The sequence below is a fragment of the Emticicia sp. C21 genome, from assembly GCF_003418935.1.
GTDB lineage: Bacteria > Bacteroidota > Bacteroidia > Cytophagales > Spirosomataceae > Emticicia.
The window spans coordinates 199,461-221,528 of the sequence record NZ_QVMT01000002.1 but is presented as its reverse complement, the minus strand read 5'-3'; the positions used below and the strand labels follow the sequence as shown (position 1 = coordinate 221,528).

Here is a 22,068-nt window from a genome sequence, read left to right as displayed (position 1 = left end):
TAATAGTACTAAAAATACCATTAGTCTGGGGATTTTGTTCCTCAAAAGTTAAATATAGTATTAGAGGTATAATGAAATACGTTCATTAGAAAGGCTCAGATATACAAATCCTAAAAAACAAAATCCTCCCTATCATCTGATAAGGAGGATTGTTTGCTAACGTAGGGGTTCAGAATTCTGAACCCCTACTTATTATATTTTAAACATATTCTCTACGTTGTTTCGCTGCTTCCTGAGCTTTACGCTTTTCAGCGGCAGCTTCCAGTTCAGCTTTGTTACCAACAAGTATGTTCTGATATTTACGGTTACCTGTTCCGGCAGGAATCAAGTGTCCTACGATAACGTTTTCTTTCAAACCTTCCAGTGTATCGCGCTTACCTCTTACAGCAGCTTCTGACAACACTTTAGTAGTTTCCTGGAACGATGCCGCAGAAATGAATGATTCAGTACCTAATGAGGCAGTTGTGATACCTTGTAGTGTCGGACGAGAAACGGCCGGCATAGCATCACGTACTTCGATTTGTGCCAGGTCGGCACGTTTCAAACGGCTGTTCTCATCACGCATCTCACGAGCGCTGATGATCTGACCCGGCTTGAATTTATCTGAAGCACCTGCATTCATTACAACTTTCTTATCCATGATCTTGTCGTTGGCCAAACGAACTACCCATTTATCAACCATCTGGTATTCAAGGAATAGCGTATCACCTGAATCTACAATTTCAACTTTCTGCATCATCTGACGTACAATTACCTCGATGTGTTTGTCTGAAATCTTCACCCCTTGCTGACGATAAACGGCTTGTACCTCGTTTACTAAGTACTCCTGTACGGCGGTAGGTCCTTTGATACGTAGAATATCGGCTGGTGTGATAGCTCCATCTGATAGAGGGTCACCTGCTAAAACGAAGTCACCATCCTGTACCAGAATCAGTTTTGATAGAGGTACCATGTATTTCATTTTAACACCATCTTTTGCTTCTACGAAGATCTCACGGTTACCGCGTTTTACAGAACCGTATTGTGTGATACCATCAATTTCAGATACAACCGCCGGATTCGATGGGTTACGAGCCTCAAATAACTCTGTTACACGAGGCAAACCACCCGTAATGTCACGGTTCATATTGATAGCGCGAGGGATTTTTGCTATGGCCTGACCTGCTTTAATCTTCTGACCATTTTCAACAGTCAAACGAGCCATTACAGGTAAGTTATAAGCTTTATCTTCATCACCACCAACTCTTACAATGATAGCAGGGTTTTTCGAACGGTCTTTCGACTCGATGATTACCTTATCACGGAAACCTGTCTGCTCATCGGCCTCTTCCTTATATGTGATGTTTTCTTCGATAGCTTCGTACTCAATAGTACCATCTAACTCAGAAAGGATAACGGCGTTGAACTGATCCCAGTGGCAAAGAGAATCTCCTTTTTTCACTATATCACCATTTTTAACCTCTAAAGTAGCACCGTAAGGTACGTTGTTGGTAATCAGGATATTGTTAGTACCTTCTTCCAGGATACGAATCTCACCACGACGACCCAACACAATAGTGATCTCGTTGCCTTCACGGTCAACAGATGGTACCGTACGCATCTCTTCCAGTTGAATCACACCACCAAATTTGGCTTTGATGTTGGCTTCAGAAGCAACGTTCTGGGCAGTACCCCCTGTGTGGAAAGTACGAAGTGTCAGCTGTGTACCTGGCTCACCAATTGATTGTGAGGCAATTACACCTACGGCTTCACCCATATCAGCCATACGGCCAGTAGCAAGGTTACGTCCGTAACATTTAGAACAAACACCCGTTTGCGTTTCGCAGGTTAATGCCGAACGAATCTCTACAGTTTCAATAGCTGTTTCATCAATCTGAGCAGCAATCTCTTCTGTAATTTCCTCACCTGATTTGATAATCAGTTTTTTGGTAAGAGGGTCAATGATATCATAAACTGATGTACGACCTAAGATACGCTCTGATAATGGTTCAACGATATCTTCGTTATCTTTCAAGGCAGATACCTGAATACCACGTAATGTACCACAATCTTCTTCGTTTACTACCACGTCTTGAGCAACATCATGTAGACGACGAGTCAGGTAACCCGCATCGGCTGTTTTCAAGGCTGTATCGGCCAAACCTTTACGAGCACCGTGGGTAGAAATAAAGTACTCCAATACGTCAAGACCTTCTTTGAAGTTTGACAGAATTGGGTTTTCGATGATCTCCCCTACTGAACCCTGGATATTTTTCTGAGGTTTCGCCATCAATCCACGCATACCACCCAACTGACGCACTTGCTCTTGCGAACCACGTGCACCCGAGTGCATCATCATATAGATTGGGTTAAAACCTTTCTGGTCAGCTTCCAATTGTTTCAATAATACCTCACGGATACGTGTGTTTACACGGCCCCAGATATCGATAATCTGGTTGTAACGCTCACGCTCTGTGATAATACCGAACATATAGTTATTCTGAACTTCCTCAACTTCTGCTTTCGCATCTGTGATTAGTTTTGTTTTTTCCGGAGGAACGATGATGTTATCCAAACCGATAGACAAACCACCTCTGAAGGCTGTCTGGTATCCTAGTTCTTTTATATCATCCAAGAATTTCGCTGTACGGGCATATCCGGCTTCTTTGAATACGCGACCAATCAACTGTTGCAGTTTTTTCTTGGTCAATAATTCGTCAAGATAACCTACCTCTTCTGGCACACATTGGTTGAAGAGAATACGACCTGCAACTGTATCAACTACTTTATCAACTAATTGTCCGTTTTCGTCTTTTACTTTTACGCGACATTTAATGTGCGCATGTTTTGAAACTTTACCCTCATTCAAGGCAATAATTACCTCTTCTGCCGAGTAGAAAGTCATACCATCACCGGGCACTTTGTCTTCTTCAGTTGATTTACGTCCTTTTGTTACGTAATATAAACCTAACACCATGTCCTGAGAAGGTACCGTGATTGGTGCACCGTTCGCAGGGTTAAGGATGTTATGAGAAGCCAACATCAAAATTGATGCTTCCATAATTGCCTCCTGACCTAGTGGTACGTGTACCGCCATCTGGTCACCGTCAAAGTCGGCGTTGAAGGCCGTACAAACTAACGGGTGCAACTGGATAGCTTTACCCTCAACCAATTTAGGTTGGAATGCCTGGATACCCAAACGGTGAAGCGTAGGAGCACGGTTTAGCAAAACAGGATGTCCTTTTAATACGTTTTCAAGAATATCCCAAACTACGGCGTCTTTTCTGTCAACGATTTTCTTAGCAGATTTTACTGTTTTCACGATTCCGCGCTCAATCAGTTTTCTGATAATAAATGGTTTGAACAACTCAGCTGCCATATCTTTAGGCAAACCACACTCGTGTAGTTTCAATTCCGGACCTACCACAATTACCGAACGACCAGAGTAGTCAACACGTTTACCTAATAAGTTCTGACGGAAACGACCTTGTTTACCTTTCAACATATCTGAAAGGGATTTCAAAGCACGGTTACCTTCTGAACGAACAGCGTTTACTTTACGAGAGTTGTCGAATAATGAGTCGACAGCCTCTTGCAACATACGTTTTTCGTTACGTAAGATTACCTCTGGGGCTTTGATTTCCAACAAACGTTTCAAACGGTTGTTACGAATAATCACACGACGGTAAAGGTCATTTAAGTCAGAAGTTGCGAAACGACCACCATCAAGAGGTACAAGCGGACGCAATTCTGGTGGAATAACCGGAACCATGCGGATAACCATCCACTCAGGTTTGTTTTCGATACGAGTATTGGCATCACGTAGGGCTTCTACCACTTTCAGACGTTTTAAAGCTTCTGCTTTACGTTGTTGAGAAGTATCAGTTGCCGCAGCGTGGCGTAAATCATAAGAAAGTTCATCTAACTTAATACGAGAAAGCATCATTTCTAATGCCTCTGCACCCATTTTGGCGATAAATTTATTCGGGTCTTTATCGTCAAGCATCTGGTTTTCTCTTGGTAGTTTGTCAACTATATCAAGATACTCTTCTTCTGTCAGGAAGTCATTGGCAGAGATACCATCTTCGCCTTTGATACCAGGTTGAACAACAACGTAACGTTCGTAGTAAATAATTTGGTCGAGTTTCTTCGACGACATTCCTAACAAATACCCGATTTTGTTTGGTAAACTACGGAAATACCAGATATGTGCTACCGGAACCACCAGTTCGATGTGTCCCATGCGCTCGCGACGTACCTTTTTCTCGGTTACCTCAACCCCGCAACGGTCGCAGATAATACCTTTGTAGCGAATACGTTTGTATTTACCACAGTGGCATTCCCAGTCTTTCACAGGTCCGAAAATACGCTCACAAAACAAACCGCCCATCTCTGGTTTGTAGGTACGGTAGTTGATCGTTTCCGGCTGTGTTACTTCTCCAAACGAGCTCTCCAAGATTGACTCTGGTGAAGCCAAGCTAATGGTGATGCTGTTGAAGTCGCTATTAAGTTTTTTATTTTTCTTTAAAGACATTTTCCTTATGATTGATGTGAAAATGATTTTTTAAAATCTTAACCTGTCTCGACTTCTCAGCCAAGACAGGTGTATTAATATTGCATTACTGCAAGGTAATCTCTAATGCCAAGCCTCTCAACTCGTGTACTAATACGTTGAATGACTCAGGGATATTAGCTTTTGGTAAGTTTTCGCCTTTAACAATAGCTTCGTATGCTTTGGCACGACCTACCACGTCATCAGACTTAACTGTCAGGATTTCCTGCAGGATATGCGATGCACCGAATGCTTCCAATGCCCACACCTCCATCTCTCCGAAACGCTGACCACCAAATTGTGCTTTACCACCCAATGGCTGTTGCGTAATGAGTGAGTATGGTCCAATCGAACGGGCGTGCATTTTATCATCAACCAAGTGACCCAGTTTCATCATATACATAATACCTACCGTTACTTTCTGGTCGAATGGCTCACCGCTCAATCCGTTGTATAGTTGCGAACGACCATATGGTGGTAATCCTGCTTCTGCCAACTCTGCTGATACTTCTGCTTCAGTAGCACCATCAAAGATTGGAGTAGCGTATTTACGACCTAACTTACGACCTGCCAAACCTAATACAACCTCATAAAGCTGTCCGATGTTCATACGAGAAGGTACCCCAAGTGGATTCAATACGATGTCCATTGGTGTTCCGTCTGCTAAGAATGGCATATCTTCATCACGTACAATACGGGCAACAACCCCTTTGTTTCCGTGACGACCCGCCATTTTATCACCCACTTTCAGTTTACGTTTCTTAGCAATATATACTTTCGCTAATTTTACGATACCTGCAGGTAGTTCATCACCTACTTCTAATACGAATCTTTCGCGTTTGAAACGTCCGATTACTTCACTACGACGAGCTAAGTAATTTTTGCTCAATGCTACGATTAATTTGTTGAGTTCAAGATCATCAGTCCAACCGTCCAGAATCACATCACCTAAAAGGTTAACTTCTTCCGGTACGTTGTATTGGCTTTCGTCAACATAATTGTTTTTATCAGGGAATAAGTTATTAGCAATATTCGAACGGTTGAATTTCATTCCCTTCGATATTAACTCATCTCCGAATTTGTGTTTCACGCCCACTGTAGTTTTGCCATCAAGCAATTCTACCATTTTATCCAACATTCTTTCACGTAGTTCAAGTAATGCTCTGCTGTGTTTTTTCATCAAAGCTTTTAACTCGTCTTTGTGTTTCGAACGTTCTTCTTTACTTGGGCGAGAGAACAATTTTGTATCAATAATCACACCGTCCATTGATGGTGGTGCTTTTTTAGATGCATCTTTTACGTCACCGGCTTTGTCACCAAAGATAGCGCGTAATAGTTTTTCTTCAGGAGTCGGGTCAGACTCACCTTTTGGTGTAATCTTACCAATCAGAATATCTCCTTCTTTTACTCGTGTACCTGTGCGAACGATACCGTTTTCGTCAAGGTTTTTAACAGTTTCTTCCGAAACGTTCGGAATCTCAGCTGTTAACTCCTCTTCTCCACGTTTCGTATCACGTACTTCCAATTCGTATTCTTCAATATGAATAGAAGTAAATATATCTTCACGTACTACTCTTTCAGAGATTACGATCGCATCCTCAAAGTTATATCCTTGCCAAGGCATAAAGGCAACCAAAAGGTTACGACCCAAAGCAAGCTCGCCACCTTGTGTGGCATAACCTTCTACCAGAATCTGGCCTTTTTTCACTTCCTGTCCTTTCAATACAATCGGACGGATGTTGATACAAGTATCCTGGTTAGTACGACGATGCTTAATCAATTCGTATGTAGTAAGATTGGTATCGAAGCTAACCAATGTTTGCTCTTTAGTCCAGTTATAACGAACCTTGATTACATTGGCATCTACGAATTCAATCACACCATCTTCTTCTGCTACTACAAGGGTACGAGAGTCGCGAGCCAGACGACCTTCAAGACCTGTCCCTACAATCGGCGCTTCAGGACGTAATAATGGTACGGCCTGACGTTGCATGTTTGAACCCATCAGGGCACGGTTGGCATCATCGTGTTCAATGAAAGGAATCAACGAAGCGGCTACCGATACAATCTGGTTAGAGGCAATGTCCATGTAGTCAATTGAATCTGGCGTTTTCATCGGGAAGTCCCCTTCGTAACGACATTTCAAAGTATCTACGAGGAAGTTACCATCTTTATCAACGTCTGCTGTTGCCATCGCGATGTTTTTACCATCTTCTTCTTCGGCAGTCAGATAAACCAGTTCGTTGGTTAATTTACCATTCTCAATTTTCAGGTATGGCGTTTCAATAAAGCCCATACCATTGATTTTGGCATATGTACAAAGCGACGAAATCAAACCGATGTTTGGTCCCTCAGGCGTTTCAATGGTACACAAACGACCGTAGTGGGTATAGTGTACGTCACGGACCTCGAAACCGGCACGCTCACGACTCAAACCTCCTGGTCCAAGAGCTGACATACGACGTTTGTGCGTAATCTCAGCTAATGGATTGGTTTGGTCCATGAATTGTGATAGCTGGTTGGTACCGAAGAATGAGTTAATAACCGACGAAAGTGTACGGGCATTAATCAAATCTACTGGTTTGAAATCTTCGTTATCACGAACGTTCATACGTTCTTTGATAGTACGCGCCATACGAGCCAAACCTACACCAAACTGGGCGTATAATTGCTCGCCTACTGTACGCACACGACGATTTGATAAGTGGTCGATATCATCGACTACTGCCTTAGAGTTAATAAGGCTGATTAAGAACTTAACGATTTCAACAATGTCTTCAGTGGTTAATACCCCTGTTTCCAATGGTGTGGTTAAGCCCAATTTTGTATTTACACGGTAGCGGCCTACCTCTCCTAAATCATAACGTTTGTCAGAGAAGAACAAACCCTGGATAATCTCACGGGCTGTTGCTTCGTCAGGTGCTTCTGTGTTACGTAACTGACGGTAGATTTGCTCAACAGCCTCTTTTTCAGAGTTTGAGCTATCGCGTTGTAACGTATTATAGATAATGTTAAATTCAGATACGTTAGCATCTTCACGGTGTAAAATCACCGATTTTTGCTCTGTATTCAAGATGGTAGTAATATCGCCTTCTGAGATAATAGAGTCACGCTCTAAGATTACCTCGTTACGGTCGATAGAAACCACCTCACCTGTATCCTCATCAACGAAGTCCTCAGTCCATGTTCTTAAAACACGGGCTGCTAAACGACGGCCGATTGCTTTGGTCAGAGCATCTTTTGTACCCGGAATTTCTTCTGAAAGACCGAACAGGTTTAAGATTTCTTTATCTGAACCAAAACCAATGGCACGAAGCAATGTAGTTACAGGGAATTTTTTCTTACGGTCAATGTAAGCATACATGACGTTGTTAACGTCAGTAGAGAACTCAATCCATGAACCCTTCATCGGGATCACACGGGCAGAGTATAATTTTGTTCCGTTTGTATGCTTGCTCATAGAGAAGAATACACCCGGCGAACGGTGTAATTGTGATACGATTACACGCTCGGCACCATTGATAACGAAAGAGCCTCTTTCGTTCATATAAGGAATATTACCTAAGAATACTTCCTGCTCGATTGTTTCGAAATCTTCGTTATCAGTGTCGTTACAAATCAAACGTAATTTGGCTTTTAAAGGCACAGCGTACGTCAGACCTCTGTCAATACACTCATCTACTGAGTATTTTGGAGGATCAATAGTGTAATCAACAAACTCCAATACGTAGTTCTCGCGAGAATCGGCGATTGGAAAGTTTTCAGCAAACACATTGTAAAGCCCTTCTTTTTTGCGGCTTTCGGCTGGTGTGTCAATCTGAAAGAAATCCTGGAACGATCTTACCTGGACATCCAGAAAATCCGGATAATCTACAGATGGGTGTACCGTTGCAAAACTTTTTCTACCGTTTACTGTCAGACTCAAGGCTTTGAAAGTTTTAAGTTTATAATTTTTTTAAACTAAGCTGTTAATTGGAAGCGACAAGCAGACTCGTACTCCTAATCAAAGAGTCTTGAACTTATGCTATAAAACAAGCTGAAAATATATATTTCGTAGTGAAGAAGATGATTGGCCCTGTGCAACTGCCCTACGGAAAAACGGTTGTGTATCGGACAAAAATCTCATGAATGATAAGCGCTGTTAAAGAGAGTATCGCTAAATAAGGTGCGAAATTATATAATAATAACTTTAAATGCAAATATTTATTATGGAAATGTTTCGGATTGTTTGAAATATTTTTTATATGTGGTGCTTTCATACAATTAAATACTCTATTTTTGACAAAAAGTATTGAATCTTATACAACAGAAAATATATGTATCAAAAGAAAATTGTCTTTGAAAATGTTCAGCAATATTTTATTTGCAAAGAGAAAGGAATAATTGTTATTACTGAGAAAGACAATACTATTAAGGCTATTAATTCAGGTACTTTCGAGCTAATCTGGCAGACAGATAAATATTTTGGTGTTCAACAATTCAGAGAAGATGTCATTGTACTTGTTGACTATGAATATAAACCATTTTATGTCAATGTTGATAATGGAGAAATTAATGTAGAGATTAATGAAAAATTTAAAAAATATTCGTTTAGTAATTTCTCTGATTCTTTAGGATATTATACTTCGAAAAATCTTGAAGGATATTTTTATAAAGATGGTATCTATGATTTCAGAAATGACAAAAAACTCTGGGAATTCAAGTATGTTGATGCAAATAAGCAAATTTTATCTTTGAATTACTTTATTCAATGGCATAGAGAAAAAATATTGGAAACAATTTCCATACAAACAGGTGAAAAGATTTGGGAATTTTCTGCAAATAAAATTGGAGTTTTCTTTGATGACCAGATATTACAATCAGGTTCAATAAATGGTGTATTAGGATTATTTGGTTTAGTATTAGTAGTAATTATCACTGGTGGTGGAAACAAATTAAGAGGTAGTGAACAACTCATTGGTTTGCATATCCAAACTGGGGAATTATTATGGCTATTGAGCGATTTTGAGTATGAAGGTGTCAAATATAATGCTTTACCTACCATTGCTACCTTGCAAGCTGATAAAAATCATCAATACCTGATTGGCTTTCAGGGAGGGAGTTTTATTGAAATAGCCCCTGAAACTGGTAAAGTGTTGAGATATAAAAAAGGAATCACTCAATACGATAGATATACATTAACGAAACCTATAGATTCCTTTTCATTACAAGGTGATTATTTATATTTCAGAACTGTGATAGCAAGCATAGGTGGTTGGCCAACAGCCATTGGTGCTTTTAATTACCAGACCGAGCAAATTGAGTGGTTGCATGTGTTTGAGAAGTTTAAAAAACAGGGGTGTTTTCTACCTATCGGGCAGCCTAAAGTAGAAGGTAATAGGGTTTATGCGCTTGATTCGGGTGGCACTTTACATATTTTTGAAAAGGAGGGTTAAGTACTATTACGTCTTTTAAAACGAAACAAAATCTTGAATAATGAAGAAATCCACCCCACCATTTCCTCATCCCACAAAAAAGCCTGACCTTTGTATTTTTTAGGATATAGATGCCAGAATAATATGAAATACCATAGAGTATTAGTTGAAGCCATTGTATATGCTTTGCAGCAGATTTTTATAGAGGGCAGACAGGCCGACAAAGTCATTGAATACGTATTGAAATCGAATAAGAAATGGGGTAGCCGGGATAGGGCTTTCATTGCCGAAAATACCTATGAGATTGTACGTTGGTGGAGGCTGTTGAAATTCGTAACACAACTATCTGATACTAAAATAGAAGATGCTGCCCAATTCTGGCACCTATTTGCTGCATGGCGCGTCTTGCAGGGAGATAAACTACCTGATTGGCAGGAATTTAATAAAGTTCATGCCAATCAGATATTAGCCGGATTGGAAGAAGCCCAGCAAATAAGAAAGATAAAAGAATCAGTACCGGATTGGCTAGATACCATTGGTGAGCAGGAATTAGGCGCAGAATGGAATGCTGAACTGCAAGCCATGAACAAACAGGCTCCTGTCGTTTTGCGTGCTAATACACTTAAAACTACTCAAACAGATTTACGAAAAAAATTTCATGAGATTGGCATTGAGACTGATATCCTGCCAAATGTAAGCGATGCTTTGGTTTTACAAAAAAGAGCGAATGTATTCTCAACCGAAGCTTTTAAAAACGGGCTTTTTGAAGTACAGGATGCCGGAAGTCAATTGATTGCTCCTTTTCTTGAGGTACAACCCGGTATGCGGGTAATTGATGCCTGTGCAGGTGCAGGAGGTAAGACGCTCCATCTGGCAACCCTGATGGAAAATAAAGGCAGAATAATAGCAATGGATGTAGAAGAATATAAGCTTCAGGAATTACAAAGACGAGCCCGACGCAATGGCATTGGCAATGTAGAAACCAAACTGATAGAAGCCAAAACTATAAAAAGGCTGAAAGAAAGCGCCGACCGATTGCTACTAGATGTACCTTGTTCAGGCTTAGGCGTATTAAGAAGGAACCCCGATGCCAAGTGGAAATTGAAAACTGAGTTTCTGGATAATATCAAGAAAACACAAAATGAGATAATTACTAATTACTCAAAAATGCTGAAACATGGCGGTAAGATGGTATATGCCACTTGTAGCATTTTGCCCTCGGAGAGCGAAGAACAGGTGCAGAAATTTCTCGGACAAAATACAGAGTACACGCTTATCAAAGAACAACGCACCTCTCCTGCTGCCGATGGCTTTGATGGGTTTTATATGGCGTTGATTGAAAGAAAATAGTGTATCACTAGACTGGCCGTGGGCGACTGGCCGCCCTCCTTTCAAGTCGTGACATAAACAAAAAGAGTAGCATCGAATCACCGAATGCTACTCTTTTTGTTTTAACGAATCTGAATCGTTACATTACAATATCAATTAGATACTTCTCTTTTTAGAAGCAGCGCTTTTGCCTGTATTTAGCAATTGATCAATTTCTGTATATCCTAAAATTGATTTTACTACCTTGCCATTATTAGGGTCAATAAAGAACAATGTCGGATATCCTCTCACTTCGTAGATACTTGATAATCTCATACCTTCGTCGCTTTCCATATCTATAGCAGCATTCACAAAGTTCTGGTTAAAGAACTCTCCCAATTGTTTATCAGGGAATACTCTTGCCTGAAGCATTTTACATGGGCCACACCAGGTTGTGTAAGCATCCATGAAAATAAGTTTTTTCTCAGCCTTAGCTTTTTTGATGAGTTCTTTCCAGGAAGAATTTCCTTCGAATTTGATTCCTGATGTTGAAGAGGCGTGTTGAGCAAAGGTTGACAAACTAAGTAATAGTCCAAGGGTAGTAACCAATAATTTTTTGTTCATTTGCAAGAAAAGATTTGAATTTACACAAGATTAACGATAAAACTTTGGCTTTTAGTTTCTTAGCATAAAAATAAAGCAAAATTTGCACCAAAGTACGCTTGCCAATCATCAAATTTTATTTTAAAATATTCCTATCTCTTCATTTAATTCTGGCATACTACTAACTAATCTGGATATAGTTTTAAGCAAATACCTACTATATCAAAATGGATAATAGCTTGCCAATTACCACTTAGAAAGAATACACTTAGATTTTTGCTCTAATTTTGGGAATATAAATTCGTATTCGTAACATCGTATACTTCAAATATCTTATGCTGAATTCTCTGGCATATTATTAATATAAACTAAATCATAAATTCATGAAAACAATAATTAAATTACTCCTTATAAGCTTATTGATTGGGTTAAATGCTTGCAGCAAAGATGAACCTGATCCTGTATCTGTAATTGCTGATAAATGGTGGTGTGATTCCAAGAATGTCGTATTATCTCAATATTTTAAATCAGATGGTACATGGGAGCAGGGCTCTAAAAACGGAGGGGCTAATAATGACAAAGGTAACTGGACTTTTTCAATCGATAAGAAAAAGATTATTGTTACCAATGTTGTCGGTAAAAATCAAGCGCTAAAAAACTGGGAGTATGAAATAGTTTCTTCTTCCTCTACTAATCTTGAGCTAAATTTTGCTGCTTTTAATATAAAAATGTCGATGATAGTTTGTCCGTAAATGTATATTTTTGCTTATTATTTTTCTATTAGTTATTTCATGATTATGTATATAGAAGCCCTCCTTAGGGCTTTCTTCTTTTAAAATAACAGGTATTCTTTTGTTCCTACTTGTAATTTGAATGAATAAGTTATTTTTGTAACAAGTAATAAACAAATGACTGCTTTTCTCAGCGTACGACTTATTAAAAGGCTTCTTTAGTTACTAACACACTCAATACCTGTATGAAAAAACTACTCTTCCTCTTCCTGCTATCTTATACCACTTTTGCTCAATCGACTCAAAAGAAAATTGATTCGGTGCAGGTATTACTTGAAAAAGCTTATAACGAAAAAAACGCTGCCGGAATTTATGAGTTAGGTGATGAAGCTTTCCGGAAAGGATTGCCCGAATCAGAGATCACAAAATTACTTTCTCAATTACATGCAGGATTAGGCGCCTGGAAATCATCAGAATTTCAGAAAAATGCCGAAGGATTAGCCTACTACAGAGGTATGTTCGATAAGACTGACCAGACTGTTGTTTTAGGCTTAGATAAACAGGATAGAATTTCTACCTTCCGGTTCCTGCCCTATACAGGTAATAAACCGAAGAAAGATTATATCGTCGCTACCGATAATAAGATGTCTACACCCTTGGATAAAAAAGTAGATAGTCTGGTAAGGCCTTATATTCAGATGAATCATACTGTTGGTTTGGCAATAGCTGTTATCAGAGATGGCAAGATATATACTTATAATTATGGTGAAACGAAACGGGATAATAAGCAATTGCCTGACCCCGATAAAACTTTGTTTGAGATTGGCTCTATAAGCAAAACCTTTACCGCAACGCTATTGGCTGATGAAGTAATCAAAGGCAAAATGTCGCTTGAAGACCCCATAAATAAATACCTTCCTGACTCTATTGGCAATATGGCTTATAATGGGGTGCCTATTACACTCAAAACTTTATCAAATCATAGTTCGGGTTTCCCTCGTCTGCCAATCAATTTGTATAAAAAGGGGGACCCTGCAGATGACCCGTATAAGAACTATGATACCCAGCGAATGTATTCTTATCTAAAAAACTTTAAACCGTATCGGGAAGTAGGCGTTAATTATGAGTATTCTAATTTTGCAGTTGGTCTTTTAGGAAATATATTAGCCTTGCAGAACCATACTACCTATGAGAAGCTAATGGAGGAGCGCATTACGAAGCCTTTGAAGATGAGTCATACATTTATTACCATCACGCCAGACCAAGCTTCTAATTTTGCGCAAGGTTATAATGAAAAAGGAGATGCTACTTCTTCCTGGGAGTTAAATACTTTAGCAGGGGCTGGCGGCATACGTTCTACTGTGAATGATATGGTGAAATACATTAGTGCTCAAATGGTTAAAGCACCAGAAAAGCTTCAAAAGGCTATTGACCTGACCCATCAGGTTACGTTTGAAAAAGGCCAGACTATCATTGGTTTAGGCTGGCATACAGGCAAAATGAAAGAGCAGACTATCTTTCAGCACTCTGGTGGTACTGGAGGATTCAGGACTTTGGTGGCTTTTGATAAGGAGAATAAAATTGGGGTGATAGTATTGTCTAATACGGCCGAAGAAGTGGCGCCTATGGGGTTTGAGTTGTTGAAGAAATGAGACTATTGATTATTTTTATAATTATCTGTTTGAATTGGGGATGCAAAAAAGAACAGAAAATAGAAATCATATGGCAAACTCTGGCAAATGGAGAAAAAAAGCCAATGGGAGTATTAATTGATAGAAAAAAGAATGGCCTTTGGATTGAATATTATGATAATGGTAAAACTGGAATTATTAAATCATATAGAAATAATCTTTTGAATGGCCCAAGCATAGTTTATAGTTTAAATGGTAGACTTACCCATGTAACAAATTATCTTGATAGTACTTACCATGGAGAGTATATTCTTTATAGTTGTGATACCACTTGTATTAATATAAAGGGTTATTATAAACATGGCAAACCTGTTGGTATATGGGATTTTTACCCTCAATGCGATTGTCGTTTAAGCAGAAAAATTGATTATGGTGCAGATGGAAACAAAAATGATACGCTTATAGATAATCACTTAGAGCCTATACTTATGAATGGAGATAAAATTATGGAAGAACTTGAAAAATCAAGAAAGAATTAACTAAAATCAATCATAAAATCTCATTCAATGCTGATGACCAGTACTATGGCATGCCCTCTTATGATAGTACCAGTTCAAACCATAAGCAGAAGCCATTAATAAGCCACCTGTTACATTGAAAAACATTTCGTAGGTGTGAGGCACAAAGAAAATTCCTAAAATATTGAAGATTAAGGCTACTACAAGAAGCCTAAGAGGTGTATAATTGCGGTGATTTTTATAATCTTTTCTTAATAAGAAAATAGCTAAACCTGCGCTGATACCAATCAGAAGAATCTCGGATTGCTCACTGATGGCATTTTTACTTAAATAAGGCAATGACGTAAGCAGAAATGGCATTGCCAGACAATGCACCGTGCAAAGGATAGACAGCCACAGACCTACTTTATTGAGATTATGATAATGAGTGAATATTTTTCGCATAAGCATGAGAAATTGTGTCACCAGGTGATTGCATCACCGAAACCTTGACACAAATGTACAACTATTATGCAACATCATTGCAAATAATTTAGTTCATTCTCAAAAATATACTTTCTTATCGTTAAGGCTGAACACCCAGTTTTATCAGGTTATTGCGAGCATCCACATAGTTCGGGTTGCGCTTCATTACTTCCTTTAAATCTCTGATAGCTCCCTCGGTATCACCTAAGCTAAAACGTGCTACAGCTCTATCATTATAGGCTGTATCTACCGACATACCCAAATCTATCATGCGGGTGTAGTCATTATAGGCTTCTTTGAACTTATTGGCTTTCAGATTAGCAAAAGCACGCATGCCCAGATAGGCAGTTTTATTTTCGCCCTTATCCATGGCAGTCGTGAAATCACTGGCAGCCTGTTCAAAATTTCCGGCATCGCGGTTGGCGATACCCCGATTATAATAGGCCACAAATTTGCGGTGTTCCGGTGATTTATCAATACTCTTCTGATAGAAGTCCAAAGCTTTTTTGTAGTCGCCTTTCAGGTAATAAGCATTTGCTAAAGCACCCATTAACGCATAAGATTCTACGCCTTTTGATAGCGCGTACTCACCATACAATAATACATTGTTAATTTCACCTGAACGGCCATAATGATTGGCCAGGTTTTCGTTTACTACAGGCGAGGTTGGTTCGTATTTATAAGAGTTGGCAAATAAAGTACCTGTATCTTTATAAGTGAGTGTTTGTTTGTAAGTGAGATACATAAAAATAACTGCTACTACCGCACTTCCGCCCAGTATCAGATTCTTTGATTGTACTTTCTGATTTAAGTAATAGAAAACGATGAATATTCCTCCGAAATACGGGATATAAGAATAACGCTCTGCCAGAATCGCTCCCCCTACTGAAAGGAATTGTAATACCAACAATATGGTAAAGAAGAAAAAAAAGATACCAAAGAACGCGGCTTTCTGGCGCTTATAAGCAAATACTCCCAAACCTAAAATAATCAATGCCCAGATAGGTGCAGTGATAAACTGAACAGCATTATATTGATCGGTACCCGGGTAACTATAGAAATTATGTTGATTAATAGGAATAAACATTTTGAAGATGTAAACCAGAAATCCGTAGAACCCGAATTTCAGTTTTGTACCCATATCAAATACGTTGGCAATAGCCACATCGGCAGTCATTTTCTCGATTCTACCACCCAGGTTACCTCCTCCTTGAATATGTACGGCCAAAGCACCGAATATCAAAGCAATGATAAAAAACGGAATCTTTGAGGTAATATTTTTAACAGTCAGGAATCCTCTGTCGTACCAATAATCAATCAGTAATAGTACCAATGGCAACACTACTGCCATGGCTTTTGATAAGCAGGAAAGTACAAAGAAAACAAAGCAATAGATATAGTATTTGCGTTGGTTTTGCTCCAGATACTTCACATACTGAATACAAGCCAGAAAGAAGAACAAAGTATACAATACGTCTTTACGCTCTGAAACCCAGGTTACCGACTCTACGTGCATCGGGTGGATACCCCAGAACAATGCTACCAGAAAACTCACCAGCATATTGTCTTTGGTAAGCTGACGGGTAAACTTGAAAATCAATAAGGTATTGGCTAAATGTATAAGTGTATTAACCACAATAAAAGAGCCTGCCGCCTTGCCAAATAATGCCGAATTGAGCCACAAAGAGGCCATCGTAAGCGGGTGGTAGTTCAAGGCACTCTCAACACCTAAAAGACGAATCAGGTTAGCAAAAGTAGGATTCTGCACCATGATGTTTTCTGTCACATACATGTTGTCATCCCAAAGTACAAAATCATTGGAGAATCCGCCCCAGAAGGCTATTAAAACAGCAACTGCAATAATGATAGAAGCTACAATCGGGTTCAGTGTAAAGCCCTCATTTCCTGATTGACTTGAAAGAGTGGCCGCAGCCGAGCTTGGTTTGGTTGATGGGGTTGGAGTACTCTGTTTAGGTTTTTGCTTATTCTTAGCCATGATAAATACTATTTGGATTCTCGTCAGCGAATATAGCAATTTCTTTGCCAATTCTACAAAACGAAATTGGTGAGCATTGTTGCAATGCTCACCAATTGATTATTAAAATCCTTCTTTTTCTGCTTCCGGTTTCTTTTTCGCTTCTTCTTTTTTCTCTGTTGGGTCTTTCGGTACTTCCGCTAATTTCTTAGGGTCAGTTTTCTTGGCTTTTGCTGTTTCTTTGATGCCTTTATAGGTTTCAAGGAACATTTTGCGGAAAAGAATAGCCTCTGAGTAGTCAACAGCAATCACCTGATAACTCTTGTCTTTTTTCTTCTCGCCCTTGGTTACTAAAGCATTGAAAGCATCGTCTGAAGAAATAATACCCATTTCACCTTCTTTATAGCCGAAGTAGTACCAGTTTTCACCGGATAGTTCAAGAAAGATATACATTTCATCGCCACCTACAGGATTCTTGCGAATCTCTACGTAGCCATCCACCATCGCGTTGATGTCTGTTTCACCGATATTCGAGAGACCCAGTTTACCTACGCTTCTATAGGCATTCTGCTTAGGCTCCCATTGCAGTTTCAGATTACTGAATACCATCGAGTTCAAGAATTTAGGCGAGAATTTAAACAACGGCACATATTCTTTAGCTGAACGAAGTTTGTAGTCTTCAATGTCTTTATCGCCTACAACATGACCAATCTTCGAGATTAATTCTGGTGAGTTCAGTTCTATAGCTGCTTCATTTACCCCGGCATCCAGGTTCGTTTTCACAATCTTAGTAGCCATACTAGCCAGAATAGGCTGTGCAATTGGGAAGTTTACCTGCATTAGGGTATTGAACTCATGCCTGGCTGTATCGAGGCGCAATTTGGCAAAACCAGATGTTTGCAGGTATTGACCAAGGTCAGCACTTAATAGGTTAAACTTACCCTCCAGGTTAACAATACCCTGGTCTTCTATCAATTCATATTTATTACTGATAGGTGCTTTTTCTCCATCAGGTTTGATACTGAATAGCTTGTTAGGCTCATCTCTGCGAAGTACGCCAGTCGTGACGAACACATCCTGGTCTTCATCAGTTTCTTTCGCCGAAAGGAAAGTTGGATATAGCCCATTGCTGGTAGCGGTTGTTCTGAAATGCAAGCCCGCAAAAAGCAGAGATTCATTGCTTTTCAGATTTTTATCCACTGTAATCGCCACTTCTTCTGATTTATCTCCTTTATAAGGTATCCAATAGCCGCCAAGTTTCGGGTACTTTTTCAACACCGGTAATACAAAACCATCCAGACTCAGATTTTTAACAGGTGCCGACATAGCGATTTCACCCTGATAGATAATTTTGGGTGATAGGTATAAACTATCTCTTTCCTTAACCGTGGCATGAGCAAAAGTTGAAACGCCTTTCTCCTTGGTTTTCTTGCCGTCAGTGCCTGTAATCAGATTCACCTCTCTCAATTCAAAGTCACCCATTTTGATATTGAAGGTATCTTTCTTCACATTCACAAACTGGTAAGAGGCGTCTCCGGTAAATTTATTTTTAGAGAGAATCTGAATATTACCATTGCGCAGGTTATGGTAGGCATTCAGGGTGTCTACTATCAGGCGAGCATTTTTAAAAGGAAGAATTTCTGCATTTCCACGAATAGCTACCTGGCCTTTATCAGGGATAATCTTGGCATCAGCAGATCTGATAAATGGTACACCTCCGATATTGAAAGTCAATTGCTCAATATCATACATAGCCGAACTACCATTAAATGCCAGTCCTTCCTGAGCCGCGTTGGTTGATGTAAATACCGAAGTAGCTACATCGCCTTTCATACTGATCTGTTTCTTCTTAATATTCCATTCGGCACGGTCAATATTGGTTTTGTAGGCAGCATAAGGAAATTCGAACGACGATTGCTGAGTACTATCATTAAAGTTACCTTCGTTGGTAGCAATGTTAACAATGCTGGTATTGACGTTGAAGTTTACATTCACGTTTCTACCCAATAATACTGATTTTGAAGCAGCAGTTAATGATTTAATACTAAACTGAGACTTGTCTGCAATAAAGCCTTCTTTATTGAATTTAAACTGGTCGGACCCTGTTTCTGAATCTGTTCGAGTCAACTGACCTAAACCGAATAAACCACCTTTACGCACTAATACCTTTCCTTTTAATAAAGACGAACCTGCATAGAAATTGAAGCCCTCTCTGGAAGCAATCAACATAGAGTCTGCTTTAGGTATCCACTTTAAAGTATAGTCTTTTATTTCTACCTGCGGGAAGTAAGCTGCGCCTGCGTTGTTGGTTTCAATTACTTTCCCTTGTTCACCTTTGGCTAATAAGGAGTCAGTAGCGAAGAAGATTTCTTTGGCAGTGAGTGTAGCCGCTAAGTGCTTAATATCTCCCTCGGTATGCAATCCTGAGCCATCCATTACCAGCGGTGAAGCGAACTTAACAGAAGTCTCGTTGCCAAATACCGGATAAGTACCAGTAGGCACTTTATGAGAAAAACCAATGGTTGTATCAGGCATGATACGTAGTTTTTCTTTGAAAGGTTTGAATATATTGCCAGAAAAGAAAGTTCCGGCAAATTCCATGTCCCTGACATTCAAACTATCGAAATCAATCTTCGGTACTTCAAAACGTACTTCTTTGTTGTAGGCCTTCTTCCCTCTGAAATCGTCGTCGAAATACACAATAGTACCCTTGTCTATTTTCAGCATCGGGTATTGTGGCAATGATTGCTTTCCTGATTTATTATCAGGTTTATTCAGATATACAACCCCTGGATTATCGTATTTGATTCGTCCGCCTATCTCTCGTCTACCACCTTTAGCATATACTTGCGGTGGCGTAAAGGTGATAGAGTCTATCTTAGGCAAGGTAAGCATGTATTTTTCGTAGTCAAAAACTAATTCTTGTCCTGAAAAACGATAGTTTTTGGCTTTGAACTGACCGTTGAAAGTAAAAGTTCTGTTTTTACCTACTTTGATGATTTTATCGTAAGGAGCGATAAAGGCCCTCAATGAATCACTCAAATTAAAACGTTTAATTCCTCTGATTACCAAACTCTTATCGTTGAGATTCAAGGTAGCATTAGCTGTAGAGTCTTTGCTGTTACCGAAAATAGAAGGAATTAGTATTTCATCAAAATCTTTCTTGCCTAAGTTGGCTAATAGGAAGTGCTGGCCTTTAGGCGTGATATTATAAAGGTCAGTAGTCGGATTATAATAGATAAAACCTTGTTGCACCGCTACCATTAAACCTGATTTAAGTACTTGTGGTGAAATTTTATTATTATTGAAAGCCGCTACATCAGCTACAGCGAAAACGGGTTTATTGTTCTTTTGTACGAAGTTTGACGCTACAACCAGAGGGTTAAACCCTCCACCATTGTTCAAGCCTGTTAATCTATCCGCATCAAAGAAGTCTAAGGATTCAAAAACTGCAGGAATTTGTGTTCTACCTGATACAATATAGAAATCCATTTTACCCTCTACCAGACTCCAGCGCATGGCATCACATTTAATGCTCATCTGGTGATAGGTATCGGTAAAAGTAGCGTCTTTAAAACCGCCTGCATCTACTTTGTTCAGACGTAGAACACCATCAGTTGGGACATAATGCAGTTTTACTGCCGGATGATAAATAGAGTCCTGGCCGATATAAGTCACGAAGCTGGCTGTTTGAGCACTGATAAAAGCATCGTTGATTTCGAAACGGGTACTGGTGGTTTTAAAAGCGACCTTCCCCTCCTGCTTTACTGTGATATTAGAATAGCCATTTTGGACCGAAGACGAGTAAATCCGCTTCCCTATAATAGAGAAACCGCCTTTGTATTCGATACTCTTATCTATATTCTTTATAAAAGCATCGCTTTGGTAGGACATGAAACGAGGATAACTGGCCGGAGCATTCTTTGCACGTTTTTCTCCTTTAAACTCCAATACACCCTTGATTGGTGCAGTCAGCCGCTCGGTGTATGTCAATGTCACATCATCGCCCACAAAACGTGGGTTACGGATTTCGAAAGTATAATCGCCTAATACGGCTGAGATTTGCGGCAGACCCAGATTCTCCCAGGTAATTGTACCGCCTTTACCTACAAAGGTCCCTTCTTTCAGCGCAACTGTTCCCGATGTTTTAGCAACGGTAGCCGAGTCGCTGGCTGTTGCCATAATCAGGTCAACATTATTCAACTCTATAGCTACACCGCCTAAAACGGGCATTGGTTTCTTATTAATATCCTGTAGTGCCTGAACAGCATTGGGGGTTTCCTGAGTGACTGGCGTATCCCAGCTATCAAAGACTTTTGAGGTTTCTGCAGGAGTAGGCGTAGTGCCATTAGCGGCAGCAGGTTGTTGAGTAGCGGCTGCCTCAGGAACTTTGTTATCTAAAAACTTAAAATCAAAAGTACCACCAAGTGCATACAGACGATTAAAACCGGAAGCGTACACTCTTCGTTTTTCAAGGAAGTCTTTAATGGTCTCAAAAATCCGGGTAGCTGTTTTTAAATCGTAGAGTTCAACCGTTTTTTGGGTCATATTCAGGAAATTGTCCAGTTTCGCGTCGTCATATTTTTCCTGGTCAATTACCTTGTCTATAATCAAGAAGAGATAATAAAACTGAGCCATTTTATGACCTTTAGTACCCATTTTTTTGGCTGTATTAATCAGCGTAGTTTTCTGATTGGCACTAAAACGGCTTGTCCAGTATGACTCAAATTTATTTCCCATAGCAATGGCCATCGCATTATTATCTGTCGCCATTACTGTTTTTATCTCGCCGATAAAGGTTTGCGGATTGTCCGACAACCTGATTGACTGTGCTTTTGCAGAAAATGACAAAAGAATCCCACAACAGAAGATGATAGAAAGATGCCGCATAA

At 39.6% G+C, this 22,068-nt stretch carries 11 protein-coding genes; 5 read left to right on the top strand and 6 right to left on the bottom strand.

What is annotated here, in order from left to right:
- Positions 1–199: 199 nt before the first annotated feature.
- Together rpoC and rpoB are read right to left on the bottom strand one after the other, a co-directional pair.
- Positions 200–4,513, bottom strand: a complete 4,314-nt coding sequence (gene rpoC, locus D0T08_RS05825) for a DNA-directed RNA polymerase subunit beta' (RefSeq protein WP_116981667.1) — start codon at positions 4,511–4,513, stop codon at positions 200–202.
- A gap of 85 nt (positions 4,514–4,598) precedes the next feature.
- A complete protein-coding gene (rpoB, locus tag D0T08_RS05820) occupies positions 4,599–8,456 on the bottom strand; it encodes a DNA-directed RNA polymerase subunit beta (protein WP_116981666.1) in 3,858 nt (1,285 codons plus the stop codon).
- Positions 8,457–8,847: 391 nt separating this feature from the next.
- Here rpoB and D0T08_RS05815 point away from each other — a divergent pair, with 391 nt between their 5' ends.
- Both D0T08_RS05815 and D0T08_RS05810 read left to right on the top strand, forming a co-directional pair.
- On the top strand, positions 8,848–9,966 hold the full coding sequence (locus D0T08_RS05815; RefSeq protein ID WP_116981665.1) for a hypothetical protein: 1,119 nt from the start codon (positions 8,848–8,850) through the stop codon (positions 9,964–9,966).
- Positions 9,967–10,089: 123 nt separating this feature from the next.
- A complete protein-coding gene (locus D0T08_RS05810) occupies positions 10,090–11,295 on the top strand; it encodes an RsmB/NOP family class I SAM-dependent RNA methyltransferase (protein WP_116981664.1) in 1,206 nt (401 codons plus the stop codon).
- A gap of 135 nt (positions 11,296–11,430) precedes the next feature.
- On the opposite strand, the gene D0T08_RS05805 is transcribed toward D0T08_RS05810, so the two are convergent.
- Complete coding sequence (locus tag D0T08_RS05805) at positions 11,431–11,877, bottom strand: thioredoxin family protein (RefSeq protein WP_116981663.1); 447 nt, start codon at positions 11,875–11,877, stop codon at positions 11,431–11,433.
- Between the two features lie 362 nt (positions 11,878–12,239).
- On the opposite strand from D0T08_RS05805, the gene D0T08_RS05800 reads away from it, so the two are divergent.
- The 3 genes from D0T08_RS05800 (at position 12,240) to D0T08_RS05790 (ending at position 14,757) form a co-directional block, all read left to right on the top strand.
- Entirely contained in the window at positions 12,240–12,608 is a 369-nt protein-coding gene (locus D0T08_RS05800; protein WP_116981662.1) for a hypothetical protein, read from the top strand.
- Positions 12,609–12,832: 224 nt separating this feature from the next.
- A complete protein-coding gene (locus D0T08_RS05795) occupies positions 12,833–14,239 on the top strand; it encodes a serine hydrolase (RefSeq protein ID WP_116981661.1) in 1,407 nt (468 codons plus the stop codon).
- Positions 14,236–14,757: a toxin-antitoxin system YwqK family antitoxin gene (locus D0T08_RS05790; protein WP_116981660.1), complete on the top strand. Its 522-nt coding sequence runs from the start codon at positions 14,236–14,238 to the stop codon at positions 14,755–14,757. Before D0T08_RS05795 ends, D0T08_RS05790 begins: the two co-directional genes overlap by 4 nt.
- 24 nt (positions 14,758–14,781) lie before the next feature.
- On the opposite strand, the gene D0T08_RS05785 is transcribed toward D0T08_RS05790, so the two are convergent.
- From D0T08_RS05785 to D0T08_RS05775, 3 genes are all read right to left on the bottom strand, one after another.
- Entirely contained in the window at positions 14,782–15,180 is a 399-nt protein-coding gene (locus D0T08_RS05785; protein WP_158561206.1) for a MerC domain-containing protein, read from the bottom strand.
- 121 nt (positions 15,181–15,301) lie between these two features.
- Positions 15,302–17,197 carry a tetratricopeptide repeat protein gene (locus D0T08_RS05780; RefSeq protein ID WP_116981658.1) on the bottom strand — a complete coding sequence of 632 codons (1,896 nt, stop codon included), beginning with the start codon at positions 17,195–17,197 and terminating at the stop codon, positions 15,302–15,304.
- A gap of 102 nt (positions 17,198–17,299) precedes the next feature.
- A complete protein-coding gene (locus tag D0T08_RS05775; protein ID WP_147322716.1) occupies positions 17,300–22,066 on the bottom strand; it encodes a hypothetical protein in 4,767 nt (1,588 codons plus the stop codon).
- Between the last annotated feature and the right edge of the window lie 2 nt (positions 22,067–22,068).